We start from the raw sequence: 18787 nt of genomic DNA, 5'->3' as shown, positions 1-18787 counted from the left end.
AGGCGGCCGCTGCATGTGAGGGTAACGGCCGCTGACTTTTGTTTTTCGGGGGGATATACACAGGGCTACGGCGCGTCAGCAAAAATAAAAAATTTCTCAAAAAAAATTTTTAATGTCGTTGTCGTCGGAGTGAATTATATTCCGGCTTCTACTCCATATAAAATTTTTTGATTTAATTTTTCTTCTACATCCATAGGATATATTAGACTTAATATATCCGTCTACGTCCTAATCCATATAGGAATATCCATCGCGCGCACGCGTGAAGGGGTTTGCTTGGGGGGTATTTAGAGTTTTATGTTTTTTGCAAAATATAAACAGCCTATCTATATGTGAGTTACAACAAAGCTGACTAAAAATCAAACAGCGTAAGAATAGATTTAGAATGGTTAACGGAAAAATGTGCGTGAAATTAGGTCTTGGTTTCGTTGAAAGACCGACATCGAATTTAGGGTTAAGATATTGATATAAATATGCTTTATCAAAAACATAGGGGGTTATTTGGGGGCCTTTCCAGTATACATAGAATAGTAACAATGAGTAAATAATTTCAAAAGTATTTAATATGTCCGCACAAAATAATAACTTTGTAATATGGGTTTCAAAACCGCTTGTACGTATAATTAAAATCAGAAGAGATGTTGGAGATCATATTGTGTGGCTTCAGATACAACCCTGTATATGAATGAGAAGACACATGGCCGACTTGGATAAATATTCTTTTTTACATCATCATATCTTTTTTGATATGGTGGAATACGAGTAATCGAATTAAAGATTACAAACACGAAAAAGAGGACAAAAAAACCAAACACGACTTTTATAAAATTATCAATTGCTTTGTACTTGACACTAAGGACAAATAATATTAATCTCCGTCATGGTTATAGTGACAGTAATCGCCAATTATGATGATTGGGTATACTATTGTCTATTAGGAGCAGGAGCAATCGGTTATCTGATATATCGCCAATACTGCAATAGCTTCGGAGACGATAATAACGAGTGAATATCTCATTTAGGCACCAAAAATATCGATATTATGGAAAAGGATATATTACGCGACAGGATGGCGGGTTGCCTGTACGGGCAGGCTGTCGGTGACGCTCTCGGACTGGGCACGGAGTTTTTGAGCAAAGATGAGATCAGTAAGTACTATCCGCAAGGACTAAGCCGTTATGAACAGTTCATTCAGGACAAACACAGGAGTAAAAGCATAAAGGGTGCTTGGACCGATGACACCGATATGATGCTGTGCATTCTTGACGGCTTCGAAGAGGGAAAATTTAATATACGCAAGATAGCGCAAAATTTCAAGGACTGGTTCAAGACCGATCCTGTCGACATAGGGCTACATACGTACAATGTACTGTCATATAGCGATTATGTGGATAATCCTTTTTTTGTAGCGGAGGTCCAATGGAAGCTGAACCGCTGTCGCAGTGCGGCCAACGGAGGCATCATGAGGACGTCGGTAGTAGGACTGCCTAAGGATATAGCAGATAAAGAGATTGAAGACATATGTCGCCTGACCCATCCCGACAAACGGTGCATAGGCTCGTGCGTCATAGCATCACGTATAATCAATGCTCTTGTATGGGAGCGGCGCAACATGTCGGTCGAGGAGATAAAGGAAATAGCGCAAAAATATGATGACCGCATCGCGGAGTGGATTGATCAGGCCTGCACCGGCGACATCAGGCTGTTGAATCTTGAAGACAGCGCTACGATGGGCTATACATTAAGGACTCTCGGCGCTGCATTGTGGGCATATTTTCATGCCGCTGATTTTGAAAGCGGATTACTCGCCGTAGTTAATGAAGGCGGCAATGCCGACACCAATGCGGCCATAGCCTGTGCCATACTCGGCGCAAAGTTCGGTTACTCATCGATACCGGCATACTACATCAACAATATGCATAACAATGTTGTATATAAGAAACGGGTCGAGCGGTTCATCGACATGGTATTATATGAATAAAACATATGGCACAGTTTAATTCATTTTACGATATACTTGACATTTCTTTGCTTCAAAAGTTTTGTGTGGAACATGGAAAAGAGAAACTCTATGCCAAAGGTGAATGCTTTGTCCGTGAAGGAGAAACGGGCCGTAATTTCGGCTTTGTAAAGTCAGGGTACTTCAAATACTGCACCGGACGCAGCAATGGAGAAGAAGCCATCGGAGGTTTTGCTTTTAAAAACGAAGCATTAGTAGACCTTTCCAATTCATTCATGTTCGGAAAGCCGTCTAACGTCACCATATCTGCAGGATGTCAAAGCATAGTCGCGGAAGTAACGATTTCAGATATCAAACAGTATATCAATATACACTACCCCAACTTTCTGAAAGACGCGACCTCCGCCATATTCAGCGAGCTATATAAGCGTTATGTGAATATATTGAAGAAAACTCCGACTGAACGCTACATCGAGTTACTTAATGATCATCCGCAACTGTTTGACATCGTTCCTTTACAGGAAATAGCCTCCTATCTTCTAATAACCCCTGTGTATCTTAGCCGTATACGTAAAAGTATTCAGAATAAAAAAAGCAAAAAACTTAGTTAATATTATGTGTCGGCAATTTTAGTATCATCCAAAACATCTACCGGCAATAGCTACACAATCAGCGCTCGGCACGCATAGGATTGTTTAGGAAATCATCGTAAGCCAGACGTATGCCATCGGCCAATTCGGTAGTGTAGGTCCAGCCAAGACCGGTAGCCTTGCTGACGTCAAGGAGTTTACGCGGTGTGCCGTTAGGCTTTGTCGTATCCCATACTATACGTCCGGTATACCCTACTGTTTTTGCCACAAGTTCCGACAACTCTTTTATCGATATTTCCTTGCCGGTACCGGCATTGACAGTCTCGTTGCCTGAATAGTTGTTCATCAGAAATACACATAAGTTGGCAAGATCATCGACATACAGAAACTCACGAAGCGGCGAGCCGTCGCCCCAACATACAACTTCTTCAGCTCCCGACACTTTAGCTTCATAAAAGCGCCTTATAAGAGCCGGAAGGACATGACTGTGTTCAGGATGATAATTATCATTTGGCCCGTAAAGGTTGGTAGGCATGACGGAAATATAGTCGGTACCGTATTGACGGTTAAGATATTCGCAGTATTTCAGTCCGGATATTTTTGCGAGAGCATACGCTTCATTAGTCGTTTCGAGAGAAGATGTGAGCAGACAGCTTTCGGGCATGGGCTGCGGTGCCATACGAGGATATATGCATGATGAGCCGAGAAACTCGAGTTTGCGGCATCCGTTGCGCCACGCCGCGTTGATGACATTCATCTCAAGCATCATATTGTCATACATAAAGTCAGCGAGAGCATTGCTGTTTGCCACTATACCTCCAACTTTCGCAGCGGCCAGAAAAACATACTCCGGCTTCTCGACAGCAAAAAAATCATTTACAGCTCGTTGGTCAATAAGATCAAGCTCACTATGAGTACGAGTAATGATGTCGGTATAACCCTGACGCTTCAGTTCTCTTACAATAGCCGAGCCCACCATACCGCGGTGACCGGCAACATAGATTTTTGAATTTTTTTCCATAATTGAAATACCGCCTATTTTACAATTCCTTTTTCGAGGTATTCGGCAAGATTGGTCCTTACATGCTCGCCGGCTCGTTCGGAAGCTACCATAGCCATGTCGGAGTCAACCATTATCTTAACCAATTCCTCAAAGGATGTCTTCTGCGGCTTCCAACCCAACTCACGCTTGGCTTTGGACGGATCGCCCCATAGATTCACAACATCTGTCGGACGATAGAAGTCGGGCGAAACTTCGACCAGAACACGCCCAGTAGCACGATCTATGCCTTTTTCATCAGCACCCTCCCCTACAAATTTAAGCTCTATACCTACATAACGGAAAGCAAGTTCACAGAACTCGCGTACAGAGTGCTGCTCACCCGTAGCTATGACAAAATCCTCAGGCTTATCATTTTGCAGGATAAGCCACATGCACTCGACATAGTCCTTGGCATAACCCCAGTCGCGTAGCGACGACAGATTACCGAGATAGAGTTTATCCTGCTTGCCCTGTGCTATGCGGGCAGCAGCAAGAGTAATCTTGCGGGTAACAAAAGTCTCGCCACGGCGCTCGCTCTCATGGTTAAAAAGGATACCCGAGCAACAAAACATGTTATAAGCCTCACGATACTCTTTTACAATCCAAAAACCATACAACTTCGCCACTGCATATGGGCTATAGGGATGAAACGGGGTCAATTCATTCTGCGGCACCTCCTCTACCTTGCCATACAGTTCAGAGGTCGACGCCTGATAGATGCGACAACTGTCGGCAAGACCGTTTAATTTAACGGCCTCAAGAATACGCAATACACCGGTGGCATCAACGTTTGCCGTATATTCCGGAGTATCAAAAGATACCTGAACATGGCTTTGGGCCGCAAGATTATATACTTCATCAGGACGCACCTTACCTATAACCTGAATAAGGCTCATAGAATCGCCTAAATCGGCGTAATGAAGGTGAAACCGTTCATGACCTTCCAAATGTACTATCCGCTCACGGAAATCTACCGATGAACGGCGTATAGTGCCATGCACGTCATAACCTTTCTCAAGGAGAAGTTCGGCAAGAAACGAGCCGTCTTGCCCCGTAACCCCTGTAATCAAAGCTTTCTTCATAGAAGCAGTCCCCACTATTTATCTTTTTGCGCCTTTAGCACCTTTTACTCCTCCGCTAAGACTGAATATATTCTGGTCATAGCTTACGGTCTTCATACCTTGCTCGCGTTTGCGCTTCAATGCAAGTTTCACCAAAGTATCCATAAGTCTGTCAAACGAAATACCAGAAGCCTCCCAAAGATAAAATGACAGAGAACCGGGTATTGTATTTATTTCGTTAACAAATATTTCATTGGTATCATCGTCAACAATAACGTCAACACGACTTACTCCATGACAAGACAGCACGCGGAAGGTCTCACCGGCAAGAAAGCGTATGCGTTCACTCATCTCAATGGGCAGATCGGCGGGAATACGCTTCTGCGATGCCTGCATGCCTTTGGCGCTTTTGGTGCCGCCCATGTATTTGTCCTCATAAGACAGGATTGACCCGCTTTTTATCGGCTCCTCACAGACAGAGGTTTGGTAATCATCACAGTCACCAAGCACAGAGCAGTTTATCTCCTTAAGATTATCAACCATATGCTCCACAATGATTCTTGTCGAATACTTTTCAGCGATCTCGACTTTTTCAATCAATTCCTTACGGTCGGAAACACGGCTTATGCCTACGCTCGAACCGAGATTAGCCGGTTTTACAATAACCGGATAGCCGAGTTTCATCTCTATTTTATCTATGATGGCATCACGTCTGGCATACCATTCCTTGTCGGTAAACCATACATAATCCACAACGGGGATATCACACGCCTGCATGATCATCTTCATCGTTATCTTATCCATGCCGTTGGCGCTTGACAACGTATTGCATCCCGCATACGGTATACCTATTGTCTCAAGCACACCTTCAAATATGCCGTCTTCACCGTTTGAACCGTGCAACACCGGTATTACGACATCAAGTCGGGCCACCGGCCCTTTCGGACCGAACATACCCGATGACGCGGCACGATAAAGATTAAAATCACCATACACAGGCTTCATGTACACTTCCGTACATTTCTTAAGCAACTCAGGTATATTGCGATAGTTAGCCACATCAAACAAGGCCTCGCCGGTATACCAGTGTCCCTGCTTCGTTATATATATCGGTGTAACGTCGTATTTTTCCCGATCCACGGCATGCATGGCCTGTGAAGCTGAAATTACCGATATTTCATGTTCGGTGGATCGTCCGCCGAAAAATACTCCTATGTTAGTCTTCATTGCTGATTTATTTTTATTTAAATGTGTCTGGAAGATCATTTTCATATAATACGGTGTCACCTGCGGCGGCGATAGTCCCGAGTACAGCCTGAGCCTCCTTGAACGTATCGACCGCATGGACCTTTTCCTCCGGCATGCCGGCTTCGCGAAGTCCGCACAATATGGCATCACGATTATATTCGCCCACGATTATAGCTACATCGACAGACATTGCTATCTTTCGTCCGAAATTTTCATTGTATTCGTATTGCTTGTCGCCTAACTCTATCATACCGGGTGTAACAACAATACGCTTGCCGTTCTTCATTGATGCAAGCACGTCAAGAGCCATACGTGAACCGTCGGGATTAGAGTTGAATGCATCGTCAATTATAGTAAGGCCGCCGGGTACACGTTTAAGGCTCAAACGGTGTTCAACCTGTTCTATTTTACCTACGGCGTAACGTATGCGCTCCAACGGCACATCCAGATACAACGCTACTGCAATAGCTGGAATCAGATTTGATATATTGAACTCTCCTATCAGTCCGGTATGAAAAGAAGCCTCTCCAAATGGCCCTGTCAAGGTGAAGTCGGTACCATCCTCGGAAAATGTCATCGAAGTGACACGATAAACAGCCTCGTCATTATTGCCTACGGCATATCGGCAGCACTCCACGTTGTCTACCTTTCGCGACGCTACATAAGGGAAATCGTTATTGACGAAAGCGACTCCAGAAGAAGGTAACGCATCGACAAGTTCAAACTTTGTACGCTGAACGTTACCGATTGTTTTGAATGACTCCAAATGTTGTTCACCAACAGCAGTGACAACACCCACAGAAGGATGCACCAGATCACAGATCTCTTTTATATCCCCTATGTTTTTCGCACCCATCTCACATATAAAAACCTCGGTATAAGGCTGCATCATCTCACGTACAGTACGTATGACTCCCATAAGCGTATTATAGCTGCCCGGAGTCATCAACACATTATATTTTTCCGACAGTATACGGTTGAGATAGTGCTTGGTGCTTGTTTTACCGTAACTACCGGTAATGCCGACAACTTTAAGGTCAGGCATCGACTTCAATATACGCTCGGCGTCATTGTAGAAACCTTTGTTTATATGAGCTTCTACAGGACGTAACAATAGATTGGAGAAGAGCATCAACACATGCGATAAAGCATATACGGCAACAACAGCGCACCCCACTGAAAACAGTTCATGACATACAAGCCATGAAGCACCAATGACAATAACACACAACGCACATGCAGTACCATATATGCGCCGGGCCCGTTTTGTCCACACAAGGGGCTTCTTATATTTAGCTACAAGTAGCTTGAATATATTGATAAGCAACGGTATAAGTGCTACGACACATCGGAATACTACCGGTATGCGCGGCATGAGCATAATCAATAAAGCGGCATAACATAACAATCTTACGACCGAAGTCGTGTCACCACTCGCACGCAGCCAACGCATGTATCGCTCGTTACGATAACTGTTTTGCTGAAGCATCATCAAATCACGCTTCGCTTCCAAAACAAAGTTAATCAGTCCGGCAGCCAAAAGCACAACCGTCAATATATCTTCTATCATATTCATAATCACGATGCAAGAAAACTGCGCAATACGGCAGCGAATTGATAAGGATCGTCAAGAAAGCTATAATGACCGCAAGCGGGAAACGACACAAGCCCGGCGCCCGGTATATGACTCTCCATATATTTAGCATCGGAAATAGGCGTCGCCGTATCATTTTCTCCCCAAATAAGGAGTGTCGAGGCCTTTATATCCCCGAGACAATGCCGAAGATCCTCGTTAACCACCTTACTAAGAATAGCGCGCATCATAGGGGAAGCCTTGGCATAATCGCTCGAACCACGGCGACTTCGGTATGCCTCAAGACGGGTTTCTGCCGCCTGCCTGCCCAACGTCATGTAAAGCAATCGCTTATATAGTTTAAATGAATATACCCTATAATAATAAGACAACGGTCTTTTGGGCTTTATACCGGCCGCATCAACAAGCACAAGTTTGTCAACATCACTGTGGCGTGAAGAATACAGTATACCGACTCTTCCTCCAAACGAATGTCCGAGCAATACCGGACGGACAATTCCCTCCTCCTTTACCAATGCTTCAAGTACACCGGTATACTCTTCTATACCCCATACTTCCGCCGGTTCCGGCGAGAGTCCGTGTCCGGGAAAATCAATATTGTATACTTTACCATATTCAACGGCAATCTTTTCTATACTTGCCAATGTAGAAGTACAGCATCCCCACCCGTGCATCAAGACTATGGGCCGTCCTTCGCCGTTAACCGTATAGTGTACGCGACAACCGTTGACAGTTATGTACTTGTCCATGTCAGGGTATATTTACCGACGACGCATGTTGCGCATCATCTTCATGGGATTGGCCTTCATTGCCGTAGCAGCCTTCATCATCTTACGTGTATCGTCAAACTGTTTAAGCAACCGGTTCACCTCCTGAATCGTGGTACCTGATCCTTTTGCTATGCGCTGACGACGACTACCGTTGATGATTTCAGGATTGGCACGCTCCTGTTCTGTCATCGAACGGATTATAGCCTCAATACCCTTAAATGCGTTGTCATCTATGTCAAGGTCCTTAATCGCTTTACCCACACCGGGTATCATGGATGCAAGTTCCTTTATGTTACCCATCTTCTTGATCTGCTGTATCTGATTGAGGAAGTCGTTAAAATTAAATTGATTCTTGGCAATCTTACGCTGAAGTTCGCGCGCTTCCTTTTCATCAAACTGCTGCTGAGCTTTCTCGACAAGCGACACGATATCGCCCATGCCGAGAATACGGTCAGCCATTCGCGACGGATGGAAATAATCCAGAGCATCGAGTTTTTCTCCCGTACCGACAAATTTTATGGGCTTTGTCACAACTGTACGTATTGACAAAGCAGCACCGCCACGGGTGTCACCGTCAAGCTTTGTAAGTACGACACCATCAAAATCAAGGCGGTCGTTGAATTCTTTCGCCGTATTCACAGCATCTTGTCCGGTCATCGAATCGACAACAAACAGAGTCTCCTGCGGACGTACAGCTTTCTTTATCGCCTCTATCTCATTCATCATCGCCTCATCTACAGCAAGGCGACCTGCGGTATCGACAATAACAAGGTCATAATGATTGGCCTTGGCATATCTTATGGCATTTTCGGCTATTTCAACAGGATTTTTATTCTCTTCTTCAGAATAAACCGGAACATCTATCTGCTGGCCAAGTACTTTGAGCTGCTCAATAGCAGCGGGACGATACACGTCGCCGGCCACAAGAAGCGGACGTTTGGCTTTCTCGCTCTTAAGTTTTTTAGCAAGTTTTCCCGACATGGTAGTCTTACCAGAGCCCTGCAATCCTGACATAAGTATAACGGTAGGATTTCCGGCAAGATTAACCTGTGCGGTGTCTCCGCCCATGAGCGCGGTAAGCTCATCATGGACTATCTTAATCATAAGCTCACCGGGCTTGATGGCGTTTATCACATTCTGCCCTAACGCCTTGGCTTTTACAGTATCGGTAAACTGCTTGGCCACTTTATAATTGACATCGGCGTCAAGCAGCGCGCGACGCACATCTTTAAGTGTCTCGGCAACATTTATCTCTGTGATACGGCCTTGGCCTTTCAACAACTTGAAACTCCGTTCAAGTCTTTCGCTTAGATTTTCAAACATATAATATGGATATTCTTATTCTTAATTGACAAGTTTGTTGGTAGCCGTATCGGGAAATATAACCCACGGCTTAAATGTTTTGGCCTCTTCAAAAGGCATCATGGCATAACTCATTATTATCACCACATCGCCGGGCTGAACCTTGCGTGCAGCCGCTCCGTTAAGACATATCATACCCGATCCGCGCTCGCCGGCAATGGCATAAGTGTCAAAACGTTCACCGTTATTGTTATCGACTATATACACCCGCTCGCCACGAATTATATTGGCTGCGTCCATAAGATCCTCATCTATGGTAATGCTCCCTATATAATCAAGGTTGCTCTCGGTCACGGTCACACGGTGAATTTTAGACTTCACCACTTCTACCTGCATCATCATTAAAGCTGATTGTATTTTATATTATCGATAAGGCGTACATCGCCCAGATATACAGTAATACAGCCTACGGCATCGGCACATTGCGACCATTCGTTTATCGGCTGCATGTCATCGGCGTTCACTATGTCATAGTACTCCACTTCCATCTCGGGATAGGCATTGACCGCATCGATAACTTTACGACGGACTTCATCGACTGATAAAACAAGGTAATAATCGCGGCTCTCCTCAAGAATACGGTGAATGTTAGGCGCGATATCACGCTGATGCGGAGTCAGTCTTACATTGCGCGAGCTGAGAGCCAGTCCGTCAGCTTCACGCTTGATAGGGCATGCCACAATATCAATATCAAAGCCTTCAAGCTCCACCATACGGCGTATCACGGCTATCTGCTGGAAGTCCTTCTCTCCGAAATAAGCACGGTCAGGACCGACCATTGCAAACAGACGGCTTACCACCTGAGCCACTCCGTTGAAGTGTCCGGGACGCATGGCACCTTCCATGACCTCTGCCACCGGACCGAGTTTAAACACACGTGTATCAGGCTCGGGATACATCTCTTCGACAGAAGGCAGAAAAGCTATATCAACACCGGCATCGCCAAGTCGGGCACAATCGGCCTCTTCCGTGCGCGGATATGTGCGCAGATCATCTGGATTGTTAAACTGAGTCGGGTTGACAAATACACTTGCAACCACTATATCATTGTCGGCACGGGCACGATTTATAAGCGAAATGTGTCCGTCATGGAGAGCTCCCATGGTAGGCACAAATCCTACCGAGCGACCTTCAGCTTTAAGGGCGCCTACGGCACTCTTCAGCTCATTGACTGTCCTTACAATTTTCATTGTCAAATAGCATAATTTTGCTTTACGAAATGCAAAATTAAGCAATAAATCAGTTATTAGCAATGCAATGTCAAAAAATAAACTTTTTTCAGCATTAATACACTGCTTTTCACTCGGTTCTATATCTCGCCATATGAGTTGTCAGACCATTTTACGCCTGTGAACCGTTCAAAAGCAGAAAAACTATTGTTCACTATCAGCTCTTCAGGAAATCCAACTTCGTCAAGCAACGGTATAAGATACGGATAAAGAGCTATATCATAAGAGATATGTGCGTCGCTTCCTAAAATGACAGGCACATCGTATTTCCTGCAAAGGCGCAACAACTCCATGTTGTTAGGCCCCGCTTTTGTCCTGTGACGCGCCGGATGCAGAGAACTGTTGTTGACCTCAAGAAGAGTGCGTGACGACACACTTTCACGCACCAACGCCTCAAGGTCGACATCTGCCGTACCGTCACAAGGATGCGATATTATATTGACACGGCTGTTATTCATAGCTCCTATTATAGCATCGGTATTCTGCAACATTGTACCCGGCCTGAAGCTACGTCCGTGTATACCGGCAATAACATGGTCAAAAAGGCCATAATAACGCTCTTCGACATCAAGCGAGCCTTCATAATCAAGAATGTTCATCTCAACCCCCATCAGCAGTCGCACCCCGTCGATCATACGCGGTACCACTCTGTAGTTGCGAAACAATATCATGCCGCATGACTCTTCGACCGCGGGACCGTGCTCGGTAATGCCAAGATACTGCAATCCTTTTTCTGCGGCCGCAGCCACCATCTCCTGAAGCGTACTGAAAGCATGACCGGAGGCTATTGTATGGGTATGAAGATCAAGTACAGGTATCATAGTTTGTAAAATTTCTACAAATTTAGCAAAATTGCGCTACCGATACAGTACGTTCTGACAAAATGAACTAACTTTACATTAGCATTAATAATCATGGAACAGGAATTTGCATCTACTCTACTTGAAAATGCGGTCAATGAACTGTCAAGACTGCCGGGCATAGGCCGTAAAACAGCCCTGCGCCTCGCTCTTCATATACTGCGCCAAGACAAGAAATCGGGCCGTGCCCTCGGAGAAGCCATTATAAATCTGCGAGAAGGTATAAGGTATTGCCACACATGCCACAACATATCGGAAGAAGCAACATGCCCTATCTGCTCCAATCCGTCGCGCGACCGCACCACCGTATGTGTCGTGGAAAATGTCAAGGACGTCATGAGCATTGAAAACACAGGACAATACAGAGGACTGTATCATGTGCTGGGCGGAGTAATATCGCCGATGGACGGCATCGGTCCCGACCAACTCGAAATAACATCGCTCGTCGACCGCGTACGCGACGGAAAAGTATCGGAAGTCATACTTGCCCTGAGTGCCACGATGGAAGGCGATACAACAAATTTCTACATATACCGGCAACTCGGCACGCTTCCTATAAAAATCACTCAACTTGCACGCGGTGTATCTATCGGAAACGAAATCGAGTACACCGATGAAATCACTCTCGGACGCTCGCTACTTAACCGTACACTTTTTGCCGATTCATTTAACAGGACTCTGCTATGACATCTATATTGAATGACGACATACTTATACTGAGAGCGCTTGAGCCGACAGACCTCGACGCTCTGTATCGTTGGGAGAATGACACCGCACTATGGTCTGTGGGCAATTCCATAGCGCCCTTTTCTCGAAAAAGTCTGTGGGATTATATAGAGAATTACACTCCTGACATATATGCATGCCGGCAATTGCGCCTGATGATTGCGTTAAAAAACGACAACACACCTGTAGGCACTATCGATTTTTATGACTTCGACCATCATAACCGTCGGGCCGGAATAGGTATACTCATAGCACCGGAACATCAAAAAAAAGGCTATGGACAACGTGCGCTCAAAATCGCTGCACAATATGCGGGACAACACATAGGATTACATCAATTATGGGCCATCATACCTATAGACAACACACCGAGCATAGAATTATTCCGTAGATGCGGCTACAAAATATGCGGCCGTCTGCGCTCTTGGCTGCGAAGAGGCAATAGCTACTCCGACGCTTTTTCGCTACAATATCTTATCAGTTGAGGCGCGGATTCTGAGGATGATACAGCCATCCGCGATAATTGTATCCCATAGAACGCACCTGATCATGCCAATATCCGTCATCACCGCCTAAAAGGAGTTGTCCGGCATCGACAATAGGAGCCACGGCCCATACGTTTTCGAGCAATTCATTATCCAGCTGCCCGATGTCCCATCCACTGTAACCAAGATAAAATCGCACATTGCCTTCAACAGGATAGTCCGCATTTACATAATCTATAATATCTTTAAACCGGCCGCCTATATACAGCCCATTGCCTATCGGAGTAGCATCAGGGATAATATCGCCAAGTGTGTGCAGAAAATACAGTCGGTCACATGACACGGGCCCTCCGCAATAAACCGGCACAGGCTCTTTGCGAGTCACCGAGCTTACAAGATCAGACAGATTATATACGGTGGACTTATTCATTACCAAACCCATAGAAGTCTTACCCTTACAATAGTCGATAAGACAGATAACGGCATGATTGAAGTAGCTTTCGCGAAGGAACGGCTCAGCCACCAGCAAAACTCCACGGTAAGCCCGTCGCTTAGGCAGGTTTATATTAAAAAGCAATTCCTCAATCTTATTCATAGTCACACTTTATTTCTTCGCTAAATATACAACAATCTTTTCTCAAAAACAACTTTATCTTTGATTTTATTAATAAAAAAGTGACGGACCAAATAGGGCCCGCCACTTTCTTGCTATAATAATCTTTTTGTTTATACCCAAAGGACATAAGCAAAGTCCTGACGGTGGGGCAACAAGTCGTTGTAAGGATATACACGGAAGGCATAACGGAACACTCCCGACTCACGCATCTTGGACTTCAATTCATATGTCACCAAATTGCCGTCCTGACCGATAGCCTTAAATTGTTCAATTCTTACAAGTCTTTCTTCGCCGTTCTCAACCTTATAGATTACATTTTCAATTGCAAGGTCGCGGCCAAGTCCGTTGGTGTCCAATGTAATTACAGTAGTGTACGGTTCACCTGACTTGCTGTTGTTCTGATCGACAGTCTCGTTTACTGAAACCACCTTCACTCCGGGCCAAGAAGCAGCCACTTTCTCCTTCCAAACCACAATCTCCTTGGCAATGGCAAAGTCATGAGCCTTGAGCTTCTTTGTACGCTTGGCCTCTTTATCGTAGAAACGGTCAATATAATCGTCGATCATACGCTTCATAGTGAAGTTGGGAGCTATTTTGGCTACGGAATTCTTGATATACTGTATCCACTCCGGAGAGTACCCCTTGGAATTCTTGGCAAAGTACAACGGTACAATCTCGTTTTCGAGCATTGAATATATGGTAGCTGCATCAAGCTGATCCTGCTGCGACTGGTCGGTAAATGTACGCTTGTCGGTAAGAGACCATCCGGCTTTCTCGCAGAAACGATAACCTTCATACCACCATCCGTCAAGTACCGAAAAGTTAAGCACACCGTTCATTTCGGCCTTTTCACCTGACGTACCGGATGCTTCAAGAGGACGGGTCGGAGTATTCAACCAGATGTCCACACCCGAGACAAGACGTTTGGCGACAATCATGTCATAATTCTCAAGGAATATAATCTTTCCGAGGAACTGCGGCATACGCGAAATCTCCATTATACGCTTGATCAGACCCTGTCCGGCTCCGTCGGCGGGATGAGCCTTTCCGGAGAATATGAACTGTACGGGGAACTTAGGATTGTTCACGATAGCCGACAGACGGTCAAGATCAGAGAACAAAAGATGAGCGCGCTTATATGTGGCAAAACGACGCGCAAAACCGATAATCAGCGCATTAGGATTGATCTTATCCACAATCGACATAATGCGCGAAGGATCGCCTTGGTTCTTGAGCCACTTTTCACGGAAGTCACGGCGCACGAAGTTGATGAACTTGTTTTTCATCGTCATACGAAGATTCCAGATATCCTCGTCCGATACGTCATATATTTTTTCCCAGAATGAAGTGTCGCTCTGGTTATTGAAGAAGTCTTTGCCGAATGTCTTTTCGTAAAGCTCTTTCCATTCTGAAGCCGCCCATGTGGGCATATGTACGCCGTTGGTTACATAACCGACATGTGACTCTTCCCATCCGTAGCCTTTCCAGATACCGGAAAACATTTTCTTCGATACCTCGCCGTGCAACCAGCTTACACCGTTGGCCTCCTGACAGGTATTAAGCGCAAACACGCTCATTGAGAAACGCTCGTTTGTATCAGGGTTCTCACGTCCCATATTCATTAGATCGCTCCAAGAGATGCCGAGTTTGGCAGGGAACTCACCCATATATTTGCCAAACAGTCCTTCGTCAAAATAGTCGTGACCTGCAGGTACGGGAGTGTGTACGGTATAAAGCGAAGATGAGCGAACTACTTCAAGAGCCTCATTAAAGTTGAGTCTGTCATCCTGCACGTAGTCGACAAGACGCTGAAGGTTAAGGAGCGCAGCATGGCCCTCGTTGCAGTGATAAAGGTCGGTCTTGATACCGAGTTTCTTCAACATCAATATACCGCCTATGCCGAGCATGTACTCCTGTTTGATACGGTTTTCCCAGTCACCGCCATAAAGCTGGTGAGTTATCTGACGGTCAAACTCGCTGTTCATGTCAAAGTCAGTATCCATCAGATAGAGACTCATACGTCCTACGTTAACACGCCATATATGAGAATAAACGACACGTCCGGGATAAGGCACTTCAAGGATAACGGGATGTCCGTTATCATCAAGCACCTGCTCAATAGGAAGTTCATTGAAGTTCTGCGGCTCATAGTTGGCTATCTGCTGTCCGTCAACCGACAAAGTCTGGGTAAAATAGCCATAACGATAGAGAAAGCCCACCGCTGTCATGTCAACACGGCTGTCGGAAGCCTCCTTTATATAGTCGCCGGCCAATACGCCAAGACCTCCGGAGTATATTTTGAGAGCATTGCACAGACCATATTCCATCGAAAAGTAAGCCACCGAAGGTACATCCTTGCGCATGGGCTCTTTCATGTAAGCCTTGAAGTCGGCATACACTGTTTCGATACGCGACATCAGTTCTTCATCCTTAATAATCTCCTGAAGGCGATCAAAACCGAGACGCTGCAGAAGCATCACGGGATTCTCTCCTACAGCACGCCATAGGTCGGGATTAATGTCACGGAATAGAGATTTTCCCTCACTGTTCCATACCCACCACAGATTGCGGGACATAACCTCGAGGGGTTTGAGCTTTGAAGGTAAATCTGATTTTACCATAATGTCACGCCAAGAGGGTGCATTTGTGTTGCTCACTTGTAGTTTCATAATTGAATCTAATTTGGTTTAATTTATTTTCATGTCTTGATTAGTATTATCTGCCGGAGGTACGTGTCTGCGCAGCTTCAAGCGCAATGGCAAACGCCTCGACATAATACTTTATAAAATAGCTCCACGCTGCCAATGAAGCGGTATTCATGGCTCGGGACCTTATTATAGCCATATCTGAGGAGTCGAGCCCGACAAGATATTCGAGCGAACGCGCTATGCGATCGGCGACTTCATCGTAGTTGAAATCACCTCGTGCAATGACATTGACTCCCGATTCACTGAAGGTATTGTCCTCTGATGTCAGGATCCATTGCCCGAATCCCGACAGAGTCGTAGTGATCGTGGGAACTCCGAAAGCTATGCTTTCAAGCGGAGTATATCCCCATGGTTCATAGTACGAGGGGAAAACTGTGGCATCCATTCCTATGAGAAGGTCATAATATGTGCTGTTGAATATGCCGTCGTCACCGTTTAGATAACTCGGGACATATATGACCTTTATGCGGTCGGTTTTAGTATTGGCAAAACCTATTTCATGAATACGACAATTTATAGGATCTTCAGTGGGGTTGTTAAGAATATGGGTGATGACCGGATCGGCAAGCGGCTGCTTGCGTCTGAGAGCAAGAGCCGATTCAAGGTCTTTTCGCGGCTCTTTTGCCCATGCGGGTACCATAACAAACGCTATCACTTGACGCTTCACATTCAAGTCACGCAGACGAGCCAACGCATCAAGATAAAGATCTATACCCTTATTGCGGTACTCGCAACGTCCGGAAGTGGCCACAATAAACGTGTCATCGGAGAATTTACATCCGGTAAGCGAAGAAGCGACGTTAAGCAGATTGCTGCGTGCGGCGTCGCGTGCCGGAGCAAACTTGCCCTTGGACGGCACAAAGTTCTGCTCAAATCCGTTAGGAGTAACCAACGGACGACGTTCGAGCAACTGCTCGCACTCCATTGCCGTAATATCGCTGACTGTGGTAAAGCAATCGGCGGCATTAGCGGCAGCCTTCTCAAGCGAGTGCTTGGACTGCATGTTCAACTCCATAGCCATCTGGTCGCCGTTATATCCGCGGAGATAATCATACAGCGGTTTGCCGTTTCCACATATACTTCGGCCTATGCATGTAGCATGGGTGGTAAATATCGTGCCTACACTCGGCAAGCGGTCCTTTACATACAGAAGTCCCATGCCGGTAGTCCATTCATCGAAGTGAGCGATCACCTTTTTATCGCGTATGCCTATGTAATCGCAATAGCTCTCAATAACCAATCCCGAAGCATGAGCGAAAGCACAACCTTCGTCATAGTCGCCGTAAGCATGCAGTGAATCGACACCGTATAACTGCCACATGCGTCCATAAAATTCATCTTTAACAGAATACATCCCGTCAAACTTCACCAATACCACAATCGGTTTGCCGGGTATGTTCCAACGTCCTACTCTTATGCTTACACCTTCCGGAAGATTAGCCTGAGCTTTCCATTCCTTAAGCAATACTCGCGATTCCACGAAGTAAGGCGACGGATTCTCCTTGGTCCAGACATCAGGGCCAATAAATATTGTCTTATCCTTGTATAAATTCTGAAGAGTCTTGGCTTTTGTAGACAGCACCGTATATATACCGCCTATCTTATTACAAACCTCCCAACTTGTTTCAAAAAGCAGGTCCACACTAATCGGCTCCTTATACATATCGATATTTTTTATTGTACGGCCGCAAAGATAATATTTTTTTTCGACATAATCTTTTTATTTGTAATAATTTAATTATGACCATGTCAAAAAACGACGTCCGTAACACTGTATTCAGCCACGCCATACGGCTCCATTAAACAAAATAAGGATGCCGCTTCATCTGCCGACATCCTTATTTATATTATAGTCTTATCCTTAAATCTTATTTAAGAGCGTTCTTTACCTGATCGTTGGGAACCATCTCTTCTTTGAATACATAAGCACCGGTCTTGGGAGACTTCTCCATTTTGATGACCTTGCTGTAGGTACGTCCTTCACCTTTTTGAAGTGATGCTACGGTTTTCTTTGCCATATCTTAGGAGTATTATTTAATTTCTTTATGAACTGTAACTCGCTTGAGGATAGGATTATACTTCTTAAGCTCCAAGCGGTCGGTAGTATTTTTTCTATTTTTGGTAGTAATATAACGAGAAGTGCCGGGCATGCCGCTTGCCTTGTGTTCGGTGCACTCAAGGATCACTTGAACTCTATTACCTTTAGCTTTCTTTGCCATAGTTCGTTATAGATCTAAAAATTTAATGTCTTTACCAGTTAAATAACCCTTTTCGGCAGCTTGCTGCATAGCGGTGTTAAGACCGAGCTTATTGATGGTACGAAGACCGGCTGCTGAGATAGTGAGGCGGATCCACGCATCCTGCTCTACCCAGTAAAACTTCTTCTCGAAGAGGTTAACGTTGAATTTGCGCTTGGTGCGACGCTTTGAGTGCGACACATTGTTGCCCACCATCGCTTTCTTGCCTGTGATTTGACAAATCTTTGACATGGCTGTTGTTATCTTTTGAGTTTGTTATTTAATTAACACATTCTGCC

At 45.2% G+C, this 18787-nt stretch carries 19 protein-coding genes; 4 read left to right on the top strand and 15 right to left on the bottom strand.

The window, feature by feature from the left end; genetic code table 11:
* The first annotated feature begins 1042 nt into the window (after nucleotides 1-1042).
* Nucleotides 1043-1981, top strand: a complete 939-nt coding sequence (locus tag FW767_RS02940) for an ADP-ribosylglycohydrolase family protein (protein ID WP_121699179.1) — start codon at nucleotides 1043-1045, stop codon at nucleotides 1979-1981.
* Nucleotides 1982-1986: 5 nt separating this feature from the next.
* Complete coding sequence (locus FW767_RS02935; protein ID WP_121699180.1) at nucleotides 1987-2571, top strand: Crp/Fnr family transcriptional regulator; 585 nt, start codon at nucleotides 1987-1989, stop codon at nucleotides 2569-2571.
* 58 nt (nucleotides 2572-2629) lie between these two features.
* On the opposite strand, the gene FW767_RS02930 is transcribed toward FW767_RS02935, so the two are convergent.
* From FW767_RS02930 to FW767_RS02890, 9 genes are all read right to left on the bottom strand, one after another.
* Nucleotides 2630-3574 carry a GDP-L-fucose synthase family protein gene (locus FW767_RS02930; RefSeq protein ID WP_121699181.1) on the bottom strand — a complete coding sequence of 315 codons (945 nt, stop codon included), beginning with the start codon at nucleotides 3572-3574 and terminating at the stop codon, nucleotides 2630-2632.
* Nucleotides 3575-3585: 11 nt separating this feature from the next.
* The gene (gene gmd, locus FW767_RS02925; RefSeq protein ID WP_121699182.1) at nucleotides 3586-4674 is read right to left on the bottom strand and encodes a GDP-mannose 4,6-dehydratase; all 1089 of its coding nucleotides are present in this window, start codon (nucleotides 4672-4674) and stop codon (nucleotides 3586-3588) included.
* A gap of 18 nt (nucleotides 4675-4692) precedes the next feature.
* Nucleotides 4693-5880, bottom strand: coding sequence for a D-alanine--D-alanine ligase family protein (locus tag FW767_RS02920; RefSeq protein WP_121699183.1), 1188 nt, complete (start codon nucleotides 5878-5880; stop codon nucleotides 4693-4695).
* 13 nt (nucleotides 5881-5893) lie between these two features.
* Nucleotides 5894-7477 (bottom strand): UDP-N-acetylmuramoyl-tripeptide--D-alanyl-D-alanine ligase, encoded by a 1584-nt coding sequence (locus FW767_RS02915; RefSeq protein WP_121699184.1) that lies wholly within the window; start codon nucleotides 7475-7477, stop codon nucleotides 5894-5896.
* Nucleotides 7478-7479: 2 nt separating this feature from the next.
* The gene (locus tag FW767_RS02910) at nucleotides 7480-8244 is read right to left on the bottom strand and encodes an alpha/beta fold hydrolase (protein ID WP_121699185.1); all 765 of its coding nucleotides are present in this window, start codon (nucleotides 8242-8244) and stop codon (nucleotides 7480-7482) included.
* A gap of 12 nt (nucleotides 8245-8256) precedes the next feature.
* Nucleotides 8257-9588, bottom strand: coding sequence for a signal recognition particle protein (ffh, locus tag FW767_RS02905; RefSeq protein ID WP_121699186.1), 1332 nt, complete (start codon nucleotides 9586-9588; stop codon nucleotides 8257-8259).
* 21 nt (nucleotides 9589-9609) lie between these two features.
* The gene (panD, locus tag FW767_RS02900; RefSeq protein ID WP_121699196.1) at nucleotides 9610-9963 is read right to left on the bottom strand and encodes an aspartate 1-decarboxylase; all 354 of its coding nucleotides are present in this window, start codon (nucleotides 9961-9963) and stop codon (nucleotides 9610-9612) included.
* Between the two features lie 5 nt (nucleotides 9964-9968).
* Nucleotides 9969-10817, bottom strand: coding sequence for a pantoate--beta-alanine ligase (gene panC / locus FW767_RS02895; RefSeq protein WP_121699187.1), 849 nt, complete (start codon nucleotides 10815-10817; stop codon nucleotides 9969-9971).
* A 119-nt stretch (nucleotides 10818-10936) separates the two neighbouring features.
* Complete coding sequence (locus tag FW767_RS02890; RefSeq protein WP_121699188.1) at nucleotides 10937-11677, bottom strand: phosphatase; 741 nt, start codon at nucleotides 11675-11677, stop codon at nucleotides 10937-10939.
* 93 nt (nucleotides 11678-11770) lie between these two features.
* Here FW767_RS02890 and recR point away from each other — a divergent pair, with 93 nt between their 5' ends.
* Complete coding sequence (recR, locus tag FW767_RS02885) at nucleotides 11771-12403, top strand: recombination mediator RecR (RefSeq protein WP_121699197.1); 633 nt, start codon at nucleotides 11771-11773, stop codon at nucleotides 12401-12403.
* The gene (locus FW767_RS02880; RefSeq protein WP_121699198.1) at nucleotides 12400-12927 is read left to right on the top strand and encodes a GNAT family N-acetyltransferase; all 528 of its coding nucleotides are present in this window, start codon (nucleotides 12400-12402) and stop codon (nucleotides 12925-12927) included. Before recR ends, FW767_RS02880 begins: the two co-directional genes overlap by 4 nt.
* On the opposite strand, the gene FW767_RS02875 is transcribed toward FW767_RS02880, so the two are convergent.
* The 6 genes from FW767_RS02875 to rpmB all read right to left on the bottom strand — a co-directional run bounded on the left by FW767_RS02875 (nucleotide 12920) and on the right by rpmB (nucleotide 18740).
* Nucleotides 12920-13522 carry a YqgE/AlgH family protein gene (locus tag FW767_RS02875; protein WP_121699199.1) on the bottom strand — a complete coding sequence of 201 codons (603 nt, stop codon included), beginning with the start codon at nucleotides 13520-13522 and terminating at the stop codon, nucleotides 12920-12922. The two genes, FW767_RS02880 and FW767_RS02875, sit on opposite strands and share 8 nt — an antisense overlap.
* A 131-nt stretch (nucleotides 13523-13653) precedes the next feature.
* The gene (gene glgP, locus FW767_RS02870) at nucleotides 13654-16212 is read right to left on the bottom strand and encodes an alpha-glucan family phosphorylase (protein WP_150980324.1); all 2559 of its coding nucleotides are present in this window, start codon (nucleotides 16210-16212) and stop codon (nucleotides 13654-13656) included.
* 46 nt (nucleotides 16213-16258) lie between these two features.
* Entirely contained in the window at nucleotides 16259-17914 is a 1656-nt protein-coding gene (locus FW767_RS02865; protein ID WP_121699201.1) for a glycosyltransferase, read from the bottom strand.
* Nucleotides 17915-18119: 205 nt separating this feature from the next.
* Nucleotides 18120-18269, bottom strand: coding sequence for a DUF4295 domain-containing protein (locus FW767_RS02860; RefSeq protein ID WP_121699202.1), 150 nt, complete (start codon nucleotides 18267-18269; stop codon nucleotides 18120-18122).
* A 12-nt stretch (nucleotides 18270-18281) separates the two neighbouring features.
* Entirely contained in the window at nucleotides 18282-18470 is a 189-nt protein-coding gene (gene rpmG / locus FW767_RS02855) for a 50S ribosomal protein L33 (RefSeq protein WP_121699203.1), read from the bottom strand.
* A 6-nt stretch (nucleotides 18471-18476) separates the two neighbouring features.
* A complete protein-coding gene (gene rpmB, locus FW767_RS02850) occupies nucleotides 18477-18740 on the bottom strand; it encodes a 50S ribosomal protein L28 (RefSeq protein ID WP_121699204.1) in 264 nt (87 codons plus the stop codon).
* Nucleotides 18741-18787: the final 47 nt, after the last annotated feature.

It is taken from the genome of Heminiphilus faecis, assembly GCF_008728965.1.
Classification (GTDB): domain Bacteria; phylum Bacteroidota; class Bacteroidia; order Bacteroidales; family Muribaculaceae; genus Muribaculum; species Muribaculum faecis.
Note: the sequence above shows the minus strand (reverse complement) of the source record. Positions and strands in the feature narration are given on the sequence as shown.

Coding starts and splice junctions, on each gene's coding strand:
- FW767_RS02940 (WP_121699179.1), top strand. CDS start 1,043: ATGGAAAAGGATATATTACGCGACAGGATGGCGGGTTGCCTGTACGGG.
- FW767_RS02935 (WP_121699180.1), top strand. CDS start 1,987: ATGGCACAGTTTAATTCATTTTACGATATACTTGACATTTCTTTGCTT.
- gmd (WP_121699182.1), bottom strand. CDS start 4,674: ATGAAGAAAGCTTTGATTACAGGGGTTACGGGGCAAGACGGCTCGTTT.
- FW767_RS02920 (WP_121699183.1), bottom strand. CDS start 5,880: ATGAAGACTAACATAGGAGTATTTTTCGGCGGACGATCCACCGAACAT.
- FW767_RS02915 (WP_121699184.1), bottom strand. CDS start 7,477: ATGAATATGATAGAAGATATATTGACGGTTGTGCTTTTGGCTGCCGGA.
- FW767_RS02910 (WP_121699185.1), bottom strand. CDS start 8,244: ATGGACAAGTACATAACTGTCAACGGTTGTCGCGTACACTATACGGTT.
- ffh (WP_121699186.1), bottom strand. CDS start 9,588: ATGTTTGAAAATCTAAGCGAAAGACTTGAACGGAGTTTCAAGTTGTTG.
- panD (WP_121699196.1), bottom strand. CDS start 9,963: ATGCAGGTAGAAGTGGTGAAGTCTAAAATTCACCGTGTGACCGTGACC.
- panC (WP_121699187.1), bottom strand. CDS start 10,817: ATGAAAATTGTAAGGACAGTCAATGAGCTGAAGAGTGCCGTAGGCGCC.
- FW767_RS02890 (WP_121699188.1), bottom strand. CDS start 11,677: ATGATACCTGTACTTGATCTTCATACCCATACAATAGCCTCCGGTCAT.
- recR (WP_121699197.1), top strand. CDS start 11,771: ATGGAACAGGAATTTGCATCTACTCTACTTGAAAATGCGGTCAATGAA.
- FW767_RS02880 (WP_121699198.1), top strand. CDS start 12,400: ATGACATCTATATTGAATGACGACATACTTATACTGAGAGCGCTTGAG.
- FW767_RS02875 (WP_121699199.1), bottom strand. CDS start 13,522: ATGAATAAGATTGAGGAATTGCTTTTTAATATAAACCTGCCTAAGCGA.
- glgP (WP_150980324.1), bottom strand. CDS start 16,212: ATGAAACTACAAGTGAGCAACACAAATGCACCCTCTTGGCGTGACATT.
- FW767_RS02865 (WP_121699201.1), bottom strand. CDS start 17,914: ATGTATAAGGAGCCGATTAGTGTGGACCTGCTTTTTGAAACAAGTTGG.
- FW767_RS02860 (WP_121699202.1), bottom strand. CDS start 18,269: ATGGCAAAGAAAACCGTAGCATCACTTCAAAAAGGTGAAGGACGTACC.
- rpmG (WP_121699203.1), bottom strand. CDS start 18,470: ATGGCAAAGAAAGCTAAAGGTAATAGAGTTCAAGTGATCCTTGAGTGC.
- rpmB (WP_121699204.1), bottom strand. CDS start 18,740: ATGTCAAAGATTTGTCAAATCACAGGCAAGAAAGCGATGGTGGGCAAC.